At 68.9% G+C, this 18,466-nt stretch carries 15 protein-coding genes, 1 tRNA gene and 2 riboswitches; of the genes, 12 read left to right on the top strand and 4 right to left on the bottom strand.

What is annotated here, in order from left to right; translation table 11 throughout:
- Positions 1 to 29: 29 nt before the first annotated feature.
- The gene (gene serC, locus LVY72_RS03820) at positions 30 to 1,172 is read right to left on the bottom strand and encodes a phosphoserine transaminase (RefSeq protein WP_237818114.1); all 1,143 of its coding nucleotides are present in this window, start codon (positions 1,170 to 1,172) and stop codon (positions 30 to 32) included.
- A gap of 298 nt (positions 1,173 to 1,470) precedes the next feature.
- Between serC and LVY72_RS03815 the strand changes: the two genes are divergently transcribed.
- The 9 genes from LVY72_RS03815 to LVY72_RS03775 all read left to right on the top strand — a co-directional run bounded on the left by LVY72_RS03815 (position 1,471) and on the right by LVY72_RS03775 (position 10,690).
- Positions 1,471 to 2,166 carry an iron-dependent transcriptional repressor DtxR gene (locus LVY72_RS03815; RefSeq protein ID WP_237818113.1) on the top strand — a complete coding sequence of 232 codons (696 nt, stop codon included), beginning with the start codon at positions 1,471 to 1,473 and terminating at the stop codon, positions 2,164 to 2,166.
- A 155-nt stretch (positions 2,167 to 2,321) separates the two neighbouring features.
- A riboswitch (cyclic di-AMP (ydaO/yuaA leader) is annotated at positions 2,322 to 2,559 on the top strand.
- Between the two features lie 4 nt (positions 2,560 to 2,563).
- Positions 2,564 to 3,328, top strand: a complete 765-nt coding sequence (locus LVY72_RS03810) for a M23 family metallopeptidase (RefSeq protein WP_237818112.1) — start codon at positions 2,564 to 2,566, stop codon at positions 3,326 to 3,328.
- Between the two features lie 121 nt (positions 3,329 to 3,449).
- A riboswitch (cyclic di-AMP (ydaO/yuaA leader) is annotated at positions 3,450 to 3,636 on the top strand.
- A 5-nt stretch (positions 3,637 to 3,641) separates the two neighbouring features.
- A complete protein-coding gene (locus LVY72_RS03805; protein ID WP_237818111.1) occupies positions 3,642 to 4,418 on the top strand; it encodes an NlpC/P60 family protein in 777 nt (258 codons plus the stop codon).
- A gap of 256 nt (positions 4,419 to 4,674) precedes the next feature.
- The gene (locus tag LVY72_RS03800; RefSeq protein ID WP_237818110.1) at positions 4,675 to 5,175 is read left to right on the top strand and encodes an HNH endonuclease; all 501 of its coding nucleotides are present in this window, start codon (positions 4,675 to 4,677) and stop codon (positions 5,173 to 5,175) included.
- A complete protein-coding gene (gene mobA / locus LVY72_RS03795; RefSeq protein WP_237818109.1) occupies positions 5,172 to 5,846 on the top strand; it encodes a molybdenum cofactor guanylyltransferase in 675 nt (224 codons plus the stop codon). The genes LVY72_RS03800 and mobA overlap by 4 nt, the downstream gene beginning before the upstream one ends.
- Before the next feature lie 100 nt (positions 5,847 to 5,946).
- Entirely contained in the window at positions 5,947 to 6,237 is a 291-nt protein-coding gene (locus LVY72_RS03790; protein WP_237818108.1) for a DUF6457 domain-containing protein, read from the top strand.
- Positions 6,234 to 7,445: a molybdopterin molybdotransferase MoeA gene (locus LVY72_RS24560; RefSeq protein ID WP_237818107.1), complete on the top strand. Its 1,212-nt coding sequence runs from the start codon at positions 6,234 to 6,236 to the stop codon at positions 7,443 to 7,445. Before LVY72_RS03790 ends, LVY72_RS24560 begins: the two co-directional genes overlap by 4 nt.
- 42 nt (positions 7,446 to 7,487) lie before the next feature.
- Complete coding sequence (gene fdhD, locus LVY72_RS03780) at positions 7,488 to 8,348, top strand: formate dehydrogenase accessory sulfurtransferase FdhD (protein WP_237818106.1); 861 nt, start codon at positions 7,488 to 7,490, stop codon at positions 8,346 to 8,348.
- Positions 8,349 to 8,380: 32 nt separating this feature from the next.
- A complete protein-coding gene (locus LVY72_RS03775) occupies positions 8,381 to 10,690 on the top strand; it encodes an FdhF/YdeP family oxidoreductase (protein ID WP_237818105.1) in 2,310 nt (769 codons plus the stop codon).
- Between the two features lie 108 nt (positions 10,691 to 10,798).
- Here the strand turns inward: LVY72_RS03775 and LVY72_RS03770 are convergent, their stop codons facing one another.
- Positions 10,799 to 11,275 carry an SRPBCC family protein gene (locus LVY72_RS03770; RefSeq protein ID WP_237818104.1) on the bottom strand — a complete coding sequence of 159 codons (477 nt, stop codon included), beginning with the start codon at positions 11,273 to 11,275 and terminating at the stop codon, positions 10,799 to 10,801.
- 253 nt (positions 11,276 to 11,528) lie between these two features.
- Here LVY72_RS03770 and LVY72_RS03765 point away from each other — a divergent pair, with 253 nt between their 5' ends.
- A complete protein-coding gene (locus LVY72_RS03765) occupies positions 11,529 to 13,403 on the top strand; it encodes an ABC transporter ATP-binding protein (protein ID WP_237818103.1) in 1,875 nt (624 codons plus the stop codon).
- An 82-nt stretch (positions 13,404 to 13,485) separates the two neighbouring features.
- Entirely contained in the window at positions 13,486 to 14,721 is a 1,236-nt protein-coding gene (locus LVY72_RS03760; protein ID WP_237818102.1) for an ROK family transcriptional regulator, read from the top strand.
- Positions 14,722 to 15,158: 437 nt separating this feature from the next.
- Here LVY72_RS03760 and LVY72_RS03755 read toward each other — a convergent pair.
- Positions 15,159 to 15,232: transfer RNA gene (locus LVY72_RS03755), tRNA-Arg, on the bottom strand.
- Between the two features lie 42 nt (positions 15,233 to 15,274).
- On the bottom strand, positions 15,275 to 15,919 hold the full coding sequence (locus LVY72_RS03750) for a hypothetical protein (RefSeq protein ID WP_237818101.1): 645 nt from the start codon (positions 15,917 to 15,919) through the stop codon (positions 15,275 to 15,277).
- A gap of 110 nt (positions 15,920 to 16,029) precedes the next feature.
- On the opposite strand from LVY72_RS03750, the gene pcrA reads away from it, so the two are divergent.
- A complete protein-coding gene (pcrA, locus tag LVY72_RS03745) occupies positions 16,030 to 18,405 on the top strand; it encodes a DNA helicase PcrA (RefSeq protein ID WP_237818100.1) in 2,376 nt (791 codons plus the stop codon).
- The last annotated feature ends 61 nt before the right edge of the window (positions 18,406 to 18,466 follow it).

Here is an 18,466-nt window from a genome sequence, read left to right as displayed (position 1 = left end):
CCCTGAAGACTTCCTGATGCCTTAAGGTGCTACGCCCCCTGGCCCGGCAGTTCCCGCAGCACGTAGTCGATGCAGGAGAGCAGCCTGCTGACGTCGTCGGGCTCGATCGCCACGAAAGTGGCGATGCGCAGCTGGTTGCGGCCGAGCTTGCGGTACGGCTCGACGTCGACGATGCCGTTGGCGCGCAGCGCCTTGGCTACCGCGGCGGCGTCCACCGTGTCGTCGAAGTCGATGGTGGCGATGACATTGGAACGGTGCTCCGGATTGGCCACATAAGGGGTGGCCACGGCCGAAGACTCGGCCCAGCTGTAGACCCGGCCGGCCGAATCGGCGGTGCGCTTGGCCGCGAAGTCCAGGCCGCCGTTGGTGTTGAGCCACTCGATCTGGTTGTTCAGGGTGACCAGGGTGGCCAGCGCCGGGGTGTTGTAGGTCTGGTTCTTCAGCGAATTGTCGATGGCGGTCTGCAGGTCCAGGAAGTCCGGGATCCAGCGGCCGGTCGCGGCGATCCGTGCGGCACGCTCCAGCGCGGCCGGGGAGAACATGCCCAGCCACAGCCCGCCGTCGGAGGCGAAGTTCTTCTGCGGGGCGAAGTAGTAGACGTCGGACTCGGCCACGTCCACATCCAGGCCGCCGGCCGCGGAGGTCGCATCGATCAGCAGCAGGGCGCCGTCGTCGGCCCCGGCCACCCGCTTGACCGGCGCGGCCACACCGGTGGAGGTCTCGTTCTGGGCCCAGGCGTAGACGTCCACGCCGGCTTCGGCCTGCGGTTCCGGACGGCTGCCGGTCTCCGACTTGATAATGGTGGACTCGTCCAGGAACGGGGCATTGTTGGTGGCCTTGGCGAACTTGGAGCTGAACTCGCCGAAGGACAGGTGCTGGGCCTTGCGCTCCACCAGGCCGAACGTGGCCACATCCCAGAAGGCCGTGGAACCGCCGACGCCGAGGATGACCTCGTAGCCTTCGGGTGCCTTGAAGAACGCCTTCAGCCCCTCGCGCACGCTGCCCACGAGGTTCTTCACCGGTGCCTGCCGGTGGGAGGTGCCCAGCAGGTTCCTGCCGGCGGCGACGAGGGCGTCGATCTGCTCCGGGCGGACCTTGGACGGACCGGCGCCGAAGCGGCCGTCCTCGGGCAGCAGGTCGGCGGGGATGCGGATGGATTGGGGATCGCTCATGAGTAACTCTTCCTAGCAGGGGGCGCTGCTGGCTCGTCGGATCGCTGCGGTGGTCCGAGGCACTGATCCGCCCTCGAACCTCGTTAATTCTGCCTCAGTTGCCTGCCGGGCTGTTAGTTGGCGTGCCGGCCCGGCCCTCGAGGCCCTGTGCGGCGCGATTCCGCGCCGGTAGCGCCGAGCGGCTACGCTTGGGGCGGGGATAACGCTGCTGCCCTGACGGCCACCGCCCGGCTTTGCCGGCACCTCAGAGACGAACCGGAACGACACCGGACGGGCAAGACCAAGGAGTAAGGATTCCGTGACCGACCTCATCGACACCACCGAGATGTACCTGCGTACCATCCTCGAATTGGAAGAAGAGAACATCGTCGCACTGCGGGCCCGGATTGCCGAGCGCCTGCGCCACTCCGGCCCCACCGTTTCGCAGACAATCGGCCGGATGGAACGCGACGGACTCGTGGTGGTCACCGGGGACCGGCATCTGGAACTGACCGAGCACGGCCGCCGGCGCGCCACCGAAGTGATGCGCAAGCACCGGCTGGCCGAGCGGCTGCTCTCCGATGTGATCGGCCTGGACTGGGCCTACGTGCACGACGAGGCCTGCCGCTGGGAGCACGTGATGAGCGAGCGGGTGGAGCAGCGGCTCTACGAACTGCTGGGCAAACCGGAGGTGTCCCCGTACGGCAACCCCATTCCCGGCCTTGAGGCGCTTGGCGGCCAGCCGTCGGCGGGCTTCGGCGAAGGTGTGGTTAATCTCACGGACGCGATGCGGCAGTACGCTCCCGGCCAGCGGGTGGTGATCGCGCGGCTGGCCGAACCCATCCAGGTCGAGCCCGAACTGCTGCTGCAGCTGGAAGAAGGCGGGCTCAAGCCCGGGGCCGAGCTGGCGCTCGAAGCGGTGGGGGAGTACATCTCCGTGCGCGTTCCCGGCGTGGAAGGCGCCCTGGAGCTGCCGCCGGAAGTGGCCGCCCATATCTTCGTCAGCTTCGGCTGAGCTGCTGCGACACGCCGGGCCGAGGGCCGGCGTGGCCCGTTTGGGCCGGTCTGCCGCGGCCGGATGGCGGGAAACGAATCTTTAACATAACGGGATTATTACTGTCCTCCCACTAGCCCATATAGTGGGTTCCGGCGCCGAGACATCGGCGTTACCTAGTTCCGCAGCCGAACCCTGCCAGCGGAACAACAGGTTCCGTGGTGGCAGGGGCGGAGGACCCACAATCGGCAGCTGCGCACAGCAGCGGTTGGCTGCCTTGGGGTGAAGCCGCGCCGGTACGGCATCGGTCCTGCGAAGTTCCCCTTTTTCGGGCCGATGGCGCATGGGCGCGGCCGAGTTCTTCTTCTGACTCGAATCCGACAGCTAACTTCGCAGGCACGCAGGAGAGGGAAGACGTTTGTCAGAACACAAAGCCTCGGGGCGCCGCCGTTCCAGCGCCCCGGCAGCCAGCGTGCGGCCGCACACCGGCCAGCCCGGCCGGCGCCGCGCGGCCGAGCCGGTCCGCTCCCCGTTCGCGGCGGCCGTCCACGGACTGGGCCACAAGGCGGCCCTCGTGGCCGCGGTTTCCGGCATGGCACTGACCGTCGTCCTGCCGACGACGGCCGGGGCAGCGGGCGGGTCCGGGGCGGCAGCCCCCTCCACAGCGGTCACCGCCGCAGCCCAGGCAAAGGTGGACTACCAGCGCTCCGGGCTGACCAGCGGTTTCGATCCGGACACCAAGCTCGAGCAGCTGATGGTGGCCTCCGGTGCCGAGGTCGAGGCCACCAGCAGCAAGGGCACGCTGTCCCAGCCGATGGATGCCATGAAGATGACCTCCCCGTTCGGGATGCGGATCAATCCCGTCACAGGCGCTGCCGGGGAAATGCACACCGGTCAGGACTACGGTGTGCCCTGCGGCACGCCGGTTCATGCGGCCGCCGGTGGAACGATTAAGTCAGCCGGCTGGGTGGACATGTATGGCAATCGCGTGGTCATCGACCACGGCAACGGCCTGGAAACCACCTACAACCACCTGACCAGCATCGGCACCCACCAGGGGGCCAAGGTGTCGCGCGGGGACCTGATCGCCGAGAGCGGCACCACCGGCAATTCCACCGGCTGCCACCTGCATTTCGAGGTCGTCGTCGGCGGCAAAATGGTCGATCCGAAGTCCTGGCTGTGAAGTCCGTTATCAAAGACACGCCGATCTGTGATCGGAATGTGACTTGCGGTAAGAAATCGTATACCGTCTAACTCGTGCCAGGCCGAAACAGGCCTGGCACCTTCGGGTGGAATGCCGAGCTCTGCCACTATCCGAAGTCCGTTCGCAACCAACGCATGGCAGAGGCGGGGGACCCACTCAACCGGGCTTCCTTGAAGCCCTAGGGGTTAAGCCGCCAGGGCCTTCGGATTCCTTCCGAAGGAGACCAGCGGCCGGATGACTCCCATCCGAACCCGACAGCTCACCTCGTAGGCATGGGGAGAGGTAAACCACCGTGTCCAAGAGCACCACCGCGGGCCGCCACAGGGCTGCCCCCGTCCACACCAATCCGCTGGAGACCATGTCCAAGGCTGTCTCCTCCAGCGCCGGGTCCGTTGGCCGCCAGGCCGTCGTTATCGCCGCCGCTACCGGGCTGGTCCTGACCGTCGGTGCTCCCGCACAGGCCGGCGGCGCCCAGCGCGACGCAGCCGTGCAGGCCGGCTCCTCCGCCCCCACCCGGGTCCAGGTCGAGACCGTCAAGGCGTCCAACATCCAGCTCAAGTTCGAGCGTGCCGGCGTGACCTCCACCCCGGCTCCCGTGGCCGAGCCCGTGGTCGAGGCCGAAGCCGCCGCCGAGGCCGCCGAGCAGGCCGCCCCGGTGCAGGCAGAGGCTGAAGCAGGCGCCCAGGTCCAGGCCGCGTCGGTCGAAAAGGCCGAGGCCAAGCCCGAAGCCGCTGCCGCCAGCGGTCTCGGCGCGTCCATCGTCGCCGCCGCCTACGGTCAGATCGGCGTCTCCCAGGACTGCACCGCCATGGTCGAGAACGCCCTGCGCCAGGTCGGTTTCTCCGTCGGCGACCTCGCCCCCGCCCAGTTCTTCGCCTACGGCACCCAGGTTTCCAGCCCGCAGCCGGGCGACCTGATCTACTACGACGACGCCGGTGCCGGCGTTCCGCACATCGCCATCTACGTGGGCAACGGCCAGGCCATCCACGGTGGCTGGACCGGCTATACCACGGTGCTGGGCAACGCCTACATCGGTTCCGGCCCGGTCTTCATCCGGCCCTCCCGCTAAGGATCCAGTGCACTGCACGGGGATCCGCCTCCCGGTCCGGGAGGCGGATCCCCGTTCCGCTTTAAGCACCCAGGCAGCGGCCTTGCCTGCGTGCGGCGCATCCGCCGTGGCCCGGCCGCAAGTCCCCGGGCGGCACGAAATGTTGGCGCGACGGGTATTTGTGGATTTACTCTGTGTCTGTCAGTCCGAACAACCATGCACCGGACCTGCGATCCACGTGGGAGCCTCGGGCATGGTCAGACGAAGAGGAATGTGCATGCGCACACTCGTCCTGAACGCTGGATACGAACCGCTGGCGGTGGTCACCTTCCGCCGGGCGCTGCTGCTTGTGCTCGCCGGCAAGGCAAGCGTCATCGCAGAGGACGGGGAACCCGTCATCGGACCGAACGACATCCTGGGCAGGCCCTCGGTGATCCTGCTCAACCGCTACATCAAGATTCCCTACCGGCAGGACACCACCGTGACCCGCCGGGGCGTGCTGCGCCGGGACAACCATGTCTGCGCCTACTGTGGCAAGACGGCCACCACCGTGGACCACGTCCGGCCACGCTCGCGCGGCGGCGAGGACAGCTGGGAAAACCTGGTCGCCTGCTGCCTGCGCTGCAACAACGCCAAGGGGGACCGCACCCTGGCCCAGATGGGCTGGCAGCTGCACTTTACGCCCAGGGCCCCGCGCGGCGCGCACTGGCGGATCCGGGAGCTGGAGCGCCCGGCACCGGCCTGGAGCGAATTCCTGGACAGCGATTCCGCCGCGTGAACGGCCCGGGACCCGGTCCGGCCGAAGCCTTTGACGCGGTGGTGCTGGCCGGCGGCCGGTCAGCCCGGCTGGGCGGGGTGCCCAAGGCGCTGCTGGAGATTGCCGGGCGGACCTTGCTGGAGCGCACCCTTGACGTCCTCGACGGCGCCCGGCGGATCGCCGTCGTCGGCCCGCCGGAACTGGCCGCCGTCCTGGCCCGGCGGCCTGCTGCCGAAGGGCGCCTGCTGCTGACCCGGGAGGACCCTCCCTTCGCCGGTCCGGCCGCCGGGATCGCCGCCGGTGTGGCGGCCCTGGCTGCGCCGGCTCCTGCGGGCGCGGACGACGGCGGGCAGGCGCCGCTGACGCTGTTGCTGGCCTGCGACATGCCCGGCCTGGCCGGGCTGCCGCAGCACCTGCTGGCAGCCGTCCGGCACCATCCCGAAGCCGGCCTGTGGCTGCCGGTGGATGCCACCGGGCGGGAGCAGCAGTTGGCCTGCTGCGCTCGCACCAGTGCGCTGGCGGCGGCGGTCGCTGCGGCCGGGGGAGCGGCAGGCGCCGGCGGACTGTCGGTGCGGAAGCTGCTCGCACCGCTGGCGGCGGTGCACGTGCCGCTGCCGGCCGCCGGAACCACCGAAGACATTGACACCTGGGCGGACGCCGCCCGCTTTGGCATCGCCCGGCCCGCACCGTAGCCTAGCTACGAAGCGGGTCCGGCAGCGGGCCCGGAAGACCTGCCAGACTGGCCCCCGGCGCCCGCCGGGAGGACAGCCGCGAGAACAACGGAGTGCAAACGTGGCCTCTGCCGAAGAAATCCTGTCCCCCTTCGTGGCCGAGTTGTTGGCGGCCTTGGAAATCGAGGACACCCCGGTGGACATCGGGGCCGTGCTGGGCCTCGCCGGGGTGGCCGCGCACAGTGTGGTCCGGCCCGCCGCGCCGGTCACCACCTTCGTGGTCGGCTACGCCGCCGGACTGGCTGCGGCCACCGGGCAGGCCTCTCCCGAGGTGGCCATGCGCGCCGCTTCCCGGGTGGCCGAAAAAGTCATCAGCCGTCATCAGGCCGTCCCCGGGGAATCCGAGGCGTGAGCGCTCCGCTCCGCGGCGGGGCGACGGATAACGGCCGCAGGCCGGTGCATGACCATGGCACCGGCTGGGACGAGGCACGCAGCACGGCCCACGCGGCAGGCAGCGCGGCAGTGGCCCCGGCGTCGCTCCTGCCGCTGGAGGCCTGCGCCGGACTGACCCTGGCGGCGGACGTGCTGGCGAAGAACCCGGTCCCGCACTATGCCTCCTCGGCCATGGACGGCTGGGCCGTCGCCGGGGACGGCCCCTGGCGGTTGCTGGCTGCCGCCGGCCCGCTGTCCCCGGGCCGGGCCGTGCCGGTGGTCACCGGCGGACTGATGCCCGACGGCGCATCGGCCGTGCTGCGCAGCGAGTACGGCAGCGTGGATGGCGGCGTCCTGGAGCTGGTGCCGGGAGTGGCCGCCGGCGAGCCCCCGGCCGGCCGGCACATCCGCCCGGCCGGGGAAGAGGCGCGGGCCGGCGAAACCATGATCACCGCCGGCACGGTGCTCAATCCCGCCCACCTGGCCATCGCCGCCGTCTGCGGCCACGACATGCTGCCCGTGATCCGGCGGCCGCAGGTGGCACTGCTGCTCACCGGGGACGAAGTGGTCACGTCCGGCATTCCGGCCCCGGGCACGGTCCGGGACACCTTCGGCCCGGCGCTGCCGGCCATCATCGCCCGGCTCGGCGGGGTTCCGGCCCAGCCCCTGCGGCTGCCGGACGACTTCGCCACCCAGTTGGACGCCGTCCGCGGCTGCGGCGCCGACGTCGTTGTCACCACCGGCGGGACCGGCCACTCGCGGGCGGACCAGCTGCGGCCGGTGCTGGCCGAGCTGGGAGCCCGGATCCTGGTCCCGTCCATCCGGATGCGGCCCGGGCATCCGGCCCTACTGGCCAGGCTGCCCGGCGGCCGGCTGCTGGTGGGGCTTCCGGGCAACCCGCTGGCGGCCGTCATGGCGCTGCTGACCCTCGGTGCCCCGCTGCTGGCCGGACTCAACGCCCTGCCGCTGCCGCCGCTGGGTACCGTCGCCGCAGGCGTGCGGCTGCCGCCCTTGGCGGGCCGGGACCGGCTCATCCCGTACGCGCTCACCGCGGCCGGCGCCGTGCCGGCCGAACGTACCGGATCGGCCATGATGCGCGGGCTCGCCGGGGCCGGCGGCGTGGCCGTCGTACCCGCCGACGGCGCCGCTGCGGGCGACGTGCTGCGCACGCTGCCGCTGCCGTGGTGACTTAAGCTGGCCTAAACGTGTTTAAAGATTAGAGGAGGACCGATGGGACGCCTCATGCAGCGCCGCCGGGTGCTGAAGCTGAGCCTGGACGGCGAACCGCGCCGCCGCGAGGACGTGCTGGCCGCCGAGGAACCGCTGGAAATCCGGCTGGGCGGACGCTCCTTCAGCGTCACGATGCGTACCCCGGGGGATGACTTCGACCTGGTCGCCGGCTTCCTGGTGTCCGAGGGGGTGGTCTGGGACGCCGGCCAGCTGGGCGCCATGCGTTTCTGCGCCGGCGAGGATGAGCAGGGCCGGCAGACCTACAACGTGGTCGAGGCACAGCTGGCCCCCGGCGTGGCACTGCCGGAGACCTCCCTGGAACGCCACGTGTACACCTCCAGTTCGTGCGGCATCTGCGGCACGGCCTCGATCGATGCCGTCACCAAGAGTTCGCATTTCGGCCTCGCGGGGGAGCAGCCCGGCGACCTGCCGGAGCTGCCGCTGGAAATCCTGCTGTCCCTGCCGGACCGGCTGCGCGAGCACCAGCAGGTGTTCGAGCGCACCGGCGGCGTGCACGCGGCCGGGCTGTTCGGCTTCGACGGTTCGCTGCTGTGCCTGCGCGAGGACGTGGGCCGGCACAATGCGGTGGACAAAGTGGTCGGCTGGGCCCTGCGCGAAGGCCGGCTGCCGCTGCGCAACACGGTGCTGCAGGTCTCAGGCCGGGCCTCCTTCGAACTGGCGCAGAAGGCGTACCTGGCCGGAATCCCGGTGCTCTCGGCGGTCAGCGCGCCGTCGTCGCTCGCCGTCGAACTGGCCCAGGAGACAGGTCTGACCCTGGCTGGTTTCAGCCGCGGCCGCAGCCTGAATGTCTACGCCCACCCGGAGCGCATTATTGCGTCACGGGTCGGCAATTCGGTGTGATTGCGGCTACATTCCGGGTTACATTAGGGGGCATGAGACGCCAGCCACCGGTACGTGACATTGATGAAAACGAGCTTGAGGTCCACGACCCGAAGACTGCCGCCGCAGGGGTAAAGGCCGTGATGGTCTCCATGGACCGCGGCATTTCCCAGGCCGGGGTGGGCCGCACCGTCCGCTCCATGCTGCGGGTGAACCAGCGCGGCGGGTTCGACTGTCCCGGCTGCGCCTGGCCCGAGTCCATCACCGGGGCGCGCAAGCCGGCCGAGTTCTGCGAGAACGGGGCCAAGGCCATCGCGGAGGAAAATACCCTGCGCACCGTGACCCCCGAATTCTGGGCCCGGCATTCCATCGAGGAGCTGGCCGGAAAGACCGAGTACTGGCTGGGCAACCAGGGCCGGATCACCGAACCGGTGGTTATCCGCGAGGGCGAGACGCACTATTCGCCGATTTCCTGGACTGACGCCTTCGACCTGATCGGCGAGCACATCCGCGCCACGACGCCGGACCGCTGCGTCTTCTATACCTCCGGGCGTACCGCCAACGAGACGGCGTTCATGTACCAGCTGTTCGCCCGCTCGGTGGGTACCAACAACCTGCCGGACTGCTCCAACATGTGCCATGAGTCCTCCGGCTCGGCGCTGAACCCGACCATCGGCATCGGCAAGGGCACCGTCTCGCTCGAGGACATGCACCGGGCCGAGCTGATCCTGGTGGTCGGCCAGAACCCCGGCACCAACCACCCGCGCATGCTCTCGGCGCTGGCCGAATGCCGTGAGAACGGCGGCAGGGTGGTGGCGGTCAATCCGCTGCCCGAGGCCGGGCTGATGAAGTTCAAGGACCCGCAGGACCCGGGCAACCTGCTGCGCGGCGGCGCCCAGATCGCCGACGAGTTCCTGCAGATCAAGGTCGGCGGGGACCTGGCCCTGTTCCAGGCCCTGGGCCACCTGCTGCTGGAGGAAGAGGAACGCGTTCCCGGCTCCGTGGTGGACCACGACTTCATCGCCGCGCAGACCGACGGCTTCGAGGAGTACCGCGAGGCCCGCCGCCGGATCAGCTGGGAGGAAACCGAGACGGCCACCGGGCTGTCCCGGCTGGAAATCGCCAGGATCGCCGGCATGCTGGCCAAGTCCAAGGCCACCATCATCTGCTGGGCGCTGGGCCTGACCCAGCAGCCGCACTCGGTGAACACCCTGCGCGAAATCATCAACCTGCTCCTGCTGCAGGGCAACTTCGGCAAGCCCGGCGCCGGCGCCTGCCCGGTCCGCGGCCACTCCAACGTCCAGGGCGACCGCACGATGGGCATCTGGGAGAAGCCGAAGGAATGGCTGCTCGAGGCGATCGACCGGGAATTCGGCATCAGCAGCCCGCGCCACCACGGGGTGGACTCCACCGAAACGCTCGAAGCGTTCGAAAACGACGACGTGGATGTCTTCGTCTCGATGGGCGGCAACTTCGCGCTCGCCTGCTCGGACACCGAGGCCCTGGAGGCGGGCATGAAGCGCGCCGGGCTGACCGTCCACATCTCCACCAAGCCCAACCGCTCGCACATCGTCCACGGCCGCACCTCGCTGATCCTGCCCACGCTGGGCCGCACGGACAGGGACGACAAGCACCCCGGGGGTACGCAGTTCCTCTCGGTGGAGGACTCCATGTCGGTAGTCCATTCCACCCAGGGCCGGCTGGCCCCGGTCTCCGAGCACCTGCTGGCCGAACCGGTGATCATCGCCCGGATGGCGCAGGCCACCTTCGGGGACGGCCACCCGGTGGACTGGAAGGCCATGGCCGAGGACTACGACGTGGTCCGCGACCATATTTCCCGCGTCCTGCCCGGGTTCGAGAACTTCAACGAGCGGATCCGGCACAAGAACGGCTTCGTGCTGCCCAATCCGCCGCGCGACACCCGCTCCTTCGCCACGGACATCGGCAAGGGGCGCTTCTCGGTCAGCCCGCTGGAATACCTGCAGGCGCCCGAAGGGCACCTGATCCTGCAGACCATGCGCAGCCACGACCAGTACAACACCACCTTCTACGGCCTGGACGACCGCTACCGCGGCATCTCCAACGGCCGCCGCGTGGTCCTGGTCCACCCCGAGGACCTGGCCGAACTGGGCTACGCGGACCGGGACCTGGTCGACGTCATCAGCACCTTCAAGGGCACCGAACGGCGCGCGGACAAGTTCCGCCTGGTCGCCTACCCGACGGCGCGCGGCTGCGCGGCGGCCTACTTCCCGGAGGCCAATGCCCTGGTGCACCGGGAACTGGTGGCACGCGAATCCAACACCCCGGGCTACAAGGCCATGACCGTGCGGTTCGTTCCGCACGGGGAGCCGCAGCTCAGCTAGGGCCGAGGGTCCCGGCGCGCTGAGCTGCGGCGGTTCCCACTACAGCAGGGGGCGGTCCCGGGCCGGAAGCCGGGACCGCCCCCTGCCTCTACGTGCGCCCCGGGACTGCTACAGCCCGGCGTTTCCGGTTCCCGGGGCGTCCACGTCGCCACGCCAGCCGCCGGTCTCGGCGCCGTGGCTCTCGATGAAGTCCTTGAACTTGCGCAGGTCGGACTTGACCTGGGCGTCGTCAATGCCGAAGGCGGCCCCGGCCTTCTCCGCGAACGTCTCCGGAGCCCACTCGAGTTGGACGGCAATGCGGGTAGTGATGTCGTCCAGCCGGTGGAAGGTCACGACGCCGGCGTGCGTCGTGCCGTCGACGCTGCGCCAGGCCACCCGCTCGTCCGGGTGCTGCTCGCTGATCTCGGTATCGAACTCGCGCTCTACGCCGCCGATCCGGGCCTTCCAGTGGTTGGTGGTATCAGTCAGTTGTGTGACCGACTCGACGCCCGACATGAATTCGGGAAAGGACTCGAACTGGGTCCACTGATTGTAGGCAGTGCGGACGGGGGCTGCGACGTCGATGGTTTCTTCAACGCGTGCCATAGATTCTTCCTCCTGCAACTGTTGGTGCCAGGTCACGCGGCCCGCGGATCCTGCTGCAGGCCGCTGGTGCCCACGCTAACCAGCCTCCGGCAGGCCTGCAACGGCAGCGGGGCGTCGTACCGGGGCCTGGAGCGGCCGCCTTGCCAGCGCCGGCAAGGGCCTAGGCTTGGATAAGAGCAGGAGAAGTTAAAAGCTAAAACAGTGCACCGCCGCATGACCCCGGCGGCGGGCCTGACCGAAGGAGCCACACACGATGTCGATGGAAGGCGCAGCCTATAGTTCGCTGTGGAGGCTCTCCATGGCCGACGGCGCGAAGAAGTCCTTCTCCCGGGAAACCATCCGGCGGACGCTGGCCTTCGCAGCACCCTACAAGGCCAAGCTGCTGGTCTTTGTGCTGGTTTCGGTCGTTTCGGCCACGCTGGCCGTGGCCACGCCGGTGCTGGCCGGCCAGGTGGTCGACGCCATCGTGGCCAAGTCCAGCATCAGCACCGTGGTCTGGCTCGCCGTCGTCATTGCCGCGGTGGCCATCGCCGACGCCGGGCTGAGCATGGTCACCCGCTGGCTCTCCTCCGGACTGGGCGAGGACGTAATCCTGGACCTGCGCACCGCGGTGTTCGACCACGTGCAGAAGATGCCGATCGCCTTCTTCACCCGTACCCGCACCGGCGCGCTCGTCAGCCGGCTGAACAACGACGTGATCGGCGCCCAGCGGGCCTTCGCCGGCACGCTCTCCGGCGTCGTCAGCAATGTGGTGGCCCTGGTCCTGACCCTGGTCGTCATGCTCAATACGTCCTGGCAGGTCACGCTGCTGGCCCTGGTCCTGCTGCCGGTCTTCCTGTTCCCGGCCCGGCATATGGGCTCGCGGCTGGCGGCCCTGCGCCGCGAGGCGGCCAACTACAACTCGTCGATGAGCACCCAGATGACCGAGCGGTTCTCCGCACCGGGCGCCACGCTGGTGAAGCTGTTTGGCCGGCCGGCGGAAGAGTCCCGCGAGTTCAAGCTCCGGGCCCAGCGGGTGCGGGACATCGGCGTGCGCTCGGCGATGCTGCAGTGGGTCTTCGTGACCGCGCTGACCCTGGTTTCCGCGCTGGCGCTGGCGCTGGTCTACGGGCTGGGCGGCTACTATGCCATCGTCGGGCAGTTGGCCGCGGGCGACGTCGTGGTGCTGGCGCTGCTGCTGACCCGGCTGTATGCGCCGCTGACCGCACTCGCGAATGCCCGCGTGGAGATCGCCAGTGCGCTGGTGAGCTTTGAACGGGTCTTCGAGGTGCTGGACCTGGACCCGCTGATCAAGGAAAAGCCCGACGCCGGAGAGATCGCCCCGGGGCCGGTATCGGTGGAATTCAAGGACGTGCACTTCGCCTACCCCTCGGCCGAGAAAGTCTCGCTGGCCTCGCTGGAGGAAGTGGCCACGCTCGATACCCGGGGCGGTGAAGAGGTGCTGCACGGGATCAGCTTCCGGGTCGAGCCGGGCCAGACGGTGGCCCTGGTCGGGTCCTCCGGCGCCGGGAAGTCCACCATCGCCCAGCTGCTGGCCAGGCTCTACGACGTCGATTCCGGTGCGGTGGAGCTGTCGGGCACCGACGTGCGGGACCTGAGCTTCGCCGCCATGCGCTCGGCGGTGGGCATGGTGACCCAGGACGGGCACCTCTTCCACGAAACCATCCGCTCCAACCTGCTGCTGGCCCGGCCCGGGGCCGGGGACGAGCAGATCTGGGAGGTGCTGCGCCGGGCCAGGCTCGAGGAACTGGTCGCCTCGCTGCCCGACGGGCTGGACACGATGGTGGGCGAGCGCGGCTACCGGCTCTCCGGCGGGGAACGCCAGCGGATGACGATTGCCCGGCTGCTGCTGGCCCAGCCGCGCGTGGTGATCCTGGACGAGGCCACCGCGGCCCTGGATTCGACGAACGAGGCGGCCGTCCAGGCGGCCCTGACCGAGGCGCTGGCCGGGCGCACCGCCGTCGTCATTGCCCACCGGCTGTCCACCATCAGGTCCGCCGACCAGATCCTGGTGGTCGAAGGCGGACGGATCGTCGAACGCGGCACACATACCCAGCTGCTGGTCCGGGACGGACGCTACGCCGAACTGCACCGCACCCAGTTCCAAACTCAGCCGGCCGGGGCCTAGCCACCGGCACAAGTTCGCGGTGATTGGGTAGAGTGTCCTAGGTTTACCTAACTTGGCAAAGTGTCGAAGCAAGGGCCCATAAATGCAGCGTGGTACCAACCTTGGCCGTCTGGGAGGCTACAACCAGGCGGTTATCCTGGACGCGATCCGTCGCGCCCACGAGGGTGTGGCCCGGGTTGAGCTGGTGGAACTGACCGGACTGTCGCCGCAGACCATCAGCAACGTGGTCCGCCGGCTCGTCGACGAGGGGCTGGTGCGGGAGGACCGCAAGGCGGTTTCCGGGCCGGGCAAGCCGCGCACGCTGCTGAAGCTGGAAGTTTCCAGCCGGTTCGCGATCGGGATCCATCTGGACCCGGCGCTGATGACGCTGGTGATGCTCAGGCTGGATGGGGAGGTGGTCGCTTCCGCCCGGCATGAGATGCCCGTGGTCGGGCAGCCGGACCGTACCGTCGAAGCCATGGCGGACCGGGTCCGTGAGTTGATCGCGGAGACCGGCGTGGCCCGGGAGAAGATCCTCGGCATTGGTGTGGCGGCGCCCGGCCCCATCGATGAGCCGCGGGGCATTGTAGTGGGCCCGCCCATGCTGCACGGCTGGGAGAGGGTGTCCCTGCGCGAGCCGCTGCACAAGCTGACCGGGCTGCCGGTGCTGCTGGACAAGGACGTCACGGCCGCTGCCGTGGCCGAACTTTGGGCCAGCGAGCGGACCACGCCGGAGAACTTTGCCTTCATCTACCTGGGCACTGGCCTGGGTGCCGGGGTGGTGCTGCAGGGTGAGGTGCTGCGCGGGTCCTCGAACAATATCGGCGAGATCGGGCACTACCCGACCCAGCTGGAAGTGCCCGAGTGCTACTGCGGCCGCCGCAACTGCGTGGGCATGGCCCTGGCCTTCCGGACGCTGATCCAGCAGGGGATCGACGCCGGACTGTTCCCGCAGGACCAGGACCTCAGTGGGCTGGCGGAGACCACCGCGGCGGTATCCCGGTTGTGCATGATGGCCAAGGACGGCCGGCCCGAGGCGGTGCAGATCTGTGACCGGGCGGCCGGACAGCTGGGTGCGGCCGTGGCGCATGTGGCCAACCTGCTGGATGTGGAACGGATCATCTTCGGTGGCCCCCTGTGGGACGGCCTCGTCGATTTTGCCCTGCCCAGGCTGCGCCGGGAGATTCAGGACCGTTTCGTGGCGCATGCCATCCACGGGGTAGTGGTCGAAGGCTCGGGGCTGGGCCATCAGGTTGGTGCGCTGGGAGGGGCCTGCCTGGTGCTGGACCACGCGCTGTCGCCGAAGGCGAGCGGCCTGCTGCTGGGCAGCCGCACTTGAGCGTTGCGGGTCGCACGCAGCGGGCGAAATGTTAAAGCATTTGCCGAAATATTAAAGCGTTTACCGAAAGTTCAGCCGGCGGGCTTGCTTTTAGTAAATCGAATGGATTTACTGGTATGGACGGCCTCGTCCGGCAGGAGTTCTCTTGAAGTGAACGGTTCAAGAGCCACCATACTGCCACGGGGAGGAACGGGCCGTCACAAGGCTTGGGGCCCGGATTTATCCATGGTTCGGTCGAACGGGAAGAACTGCTGGCACCATGTGGCCCACTCAGGGGCCCGGTCCGCAAGCCTTAACCAGTGGAAGCCGCCGCCCGTGCACCCGTGGGGGGATGCACGGGCGGCGGCTTCCCCGGTTAACGCCCTGTTGATGCTTGGCGGCCCGGCACGGGCGGGGAAACAGCAGGACCGGGGAAGACGCTTCTCCTACCCAATATGTGCCCCTGACCGGAATCGAACCGATGGCCTACCCTTTAGGAGAGGGTCGCTCTATCCTACTGAGCTACAGAGGCGGGTCCGGGTTCTGCTCGCGCAGTCCCGGAACACTTAAAAGCTTACCCTCTCCCCGCTCCGGTTGTTTGACGCGGCGTTGCGCGCCGCTTCCGGAACACGGCCAGCGCCCCGGCGGCCAGGCTGAGCACGAACAGCACGGACTTGGCCACGGTCAGGAAGCTGGCCAGGGCGGCGCTGCCCACCGGGTCGGTAGCCAGCGCGGCGTCGATGGCCAGGTTCTCGCCCAGATCAGCGATCACGTAGAGCAGCACCGGGGCCCAGTAGAACCAGCGCAGCAATCCGCGCCGCACCTGCGTGCCGATCAGCAGCATCCAGCTGAGCGCGAACAGCAGCGGAAAGATGGTGTCCGCCGTCTTGTGCCAGAAGTTGTACTGGCCCGCGCCGTCGGCGCCGAAGGCAGTGCGGACCTGCTGGACGTATTCGGTGCTGTAGCCGCCGACCAGTGTGTCCGGCATGGCCAGGCCGCCGGCCAGGTCTTGGAAGCCCGGCAGGGCCAGCAGGAAGGAATAGCCCAAGAGGAAGACCGAGGCCCCGATCCCGGCAATCACGATGAGGTTGGGATTGCCCTCCGGCTGTTGGCCTTGGCTGCCGGAGCGGCCGGCGGCACCTGTGGAGGACGGGCCGCCGGCGGCGGTGGCCGCGTTCGGTCCGTGCTTGCGGGCGCGCTGGGCGGGGGTTTTGGACATGGTTCCATTATGCCGCCGCGCGGCGGGGCGGCCTCGCCGCGGACGCTGGGCGCCCCATGCTGCCGCGGGCCGCGGCGGGTGTCAGGCTTAGCCTCTAGAATTGATGGACCATGGATTTTCTCACTGACCCGGCCTTTGACCTGCCTGCCGACACCGCCCCGGTGCTGCCCGGGGCACAGGAACTGCTGGCGGGCCTGAACCCGCAGCAGGAGGAAGCGGTCAAGCACGCCGGTTCGCCGCTGCTGATCGTGGCCGGGGCCGGCTCGGGCAAGACCCGGGTGCTCAGCCACCGGATCGCCTACCTGCTGGCTACCGGGCGGGCCCGGCCGGGGGAGATCCTGGCCATCACCTTCACCAACAAGGCCGCAGCGGAAATGCGCGAGCGGATCGAAGCCCTGGTAGGGGACCCGGCGAAGAACATGTGGATCTCCACCTTCCACTCCTCCTGTGTGAAGATCCTGCGCCGCGAGGCCAAGAACGTGGGCCTGAACTCGAACTTTTCCATCTACGATTCGGCCGACACGCTCCGGCTGATCACACTGGTGGCCAAGGGGCTGGACCTGGATCCGAAGCGGTTCGCGCCCAAGGCGATCCAGCACAAAATCTCGGCGCTGAAAAACGAACTGATCGACGACGAGAGCTTCGCCGCCACCGCCAACTACTCGGACCCCTTCGAACAGGCGGTGGCCTCGGTGTACACCGGCTACACCCAGCGCATGCGCCAGGCCAACGCGATGGACTTCGACGACCTGATCGCCCAAGTGGTCTTTATGTTCCAGGCCTTCCCGGCCGTGGCGGACTCCTATCGGCGCCGGTTCCGGCACATCCTGGTGGACGAATACCAGGACACCAACCACGCCCAGTACGTGCTGGTGCGCGAACTGACCGGAGCCTCGGCCGGCGGCGACGCACTGGTCCCGCCCGGCGAGCTGACCGTGGTGGGGGACTCGGACCAGTCCATCTACGCCTTCCGCGGTGCCGACGTGCGCAACATCGTCGAATTCGAGAAGGACTACCCGCAGGCCCGGACCATCCTGCTCGAGCAGAACTACCGCTCCACGCAGACCATCCTCAGCGCCGCCAACGCGGTGATCTCGCGCAACCCGGACCGGCCGCAGAAGCGGCTGTGGACCGCGCAGGGGGATGGCGAGCGGATCATCGGCTATGTGGGCGAGAACGAGCACGACGAGGCCCGGTTCATCGCCGACGAGATCGACCGGCTGCAGGACAGCGAGGGCCTGCGCCCCGGCGACGTGGCCATTTTCTACCGCACCAACGCCCAGTCCCGCTCCATCGAGGACCTGCTGGTCCGGGTCGGCCTGCCCTACAAGGTGGTCGGTGGCACCCGGTTCTACGAACGCAAGGAGATCAAGGACGCCCTGGCATACCTGCGCGTGCTGGTGAACCCCGACGACGTCGTGAACCTGCGTCGCATTCTCAACGAACCTAAGCGCGGGATCGGGGACCGGGCCGAGTATGCCGTGGCGGCCCTGGCCGAACGGGAGCGGATTTCCTTTTTCGACGCGCTGCGCCGGGCGGGCGAGGCTCCGGCCATGGCCACGCGCTCGGTCAACGCCGTGGCGGCCTTCGTCAAGCTCATCGAGGACCTGGCCGAGGTGGCTACCGGTTCCGGCGCCGCGGCCGCCCTGGAAGCGGTGCTGGAGCAGACCGGGTACCTGGCCGCACTGCGCCAGAGCAACGATCCGCAGGACGAGTCCCGGGTGGAAAACCTCGCCGAACTGCTCGCCGTCGTGCGTGAATACGAGCGGGACAACCCGGAGGGCTCGCTCGGTGAATTCCTGGAACAGGTGGCGCTGGTGGCGGATGCCGACCAGATCCCGGATGCCCCGGACGAGGAGGGCGCCGCGCTGGCGAAGAACCAGGGCGTCGTCACGCTGATGACCCTGCACACCGCCAAGGGCCTGGAATTCCCGGTGGTGTTCCTGACCGGCATGGAGCACGGCATCTTCCCGCACCAACGCTCGATGACGGACCCCAAGGAACTGGCCGAGGAGCGCCGGCTGGCGTACGTAGGCCTCACCCGGGCACGCAAGCGGCTTTACATCACCCGGTCGGAATCGCGCAGCATGTGGGGCCAGAGCCAGTACAACCCGGCCAGCCAGTTTATCCAGGAGGTCCCGGCCGAGCTGATCGACTGGAAGCGCGAGGGGGCCGAGCGCCCGGCGTTCACCTCCGGAGGCTTCGGCTCCAGCCGGTACTCGGGTTCGTTCTGGGGTGCCGGTGCGTCGGAAGCCCAGCGGCCCGCCACCAGCAGCGCCCCGGCGGCGGTCCGCGCCGGACGGGTGCAGCCGCAGAAGGAAATCATCGCCCTCACGGTGGGGGACAAGGTCAGCCACACCAGCTTCGGCAACGGCACGGTGCTGTCGCTGGAAGGGGCCGGGGACAAGACGGTGGCCAAGGTGAAATTCGACATCGGTGAAAAGCGGCTGCTGCTGCGCTATGCCCCGCTGACGAAGCTGGCATAGCGCCCGCCGGCCACACCTTCCCCATCCTGCCGCAGTCCCTCCCAAGCCAGGTAGGTCCTGC

This window comes from Arthrobacter hankyongi (assembly GCF_022012395.1).
Classification (GTDB): domain Bacteria; phylum Actinomycetota; class Actinomycetes; order Actinomycetales; family Micrococcaceae; genus Crystallibacter; species Crystallibacter hankyongi.
Note: the sequence above shows the minus strand (reverse complement) of the source record. Positions and strands in the feature narration are given on the sequence as shown.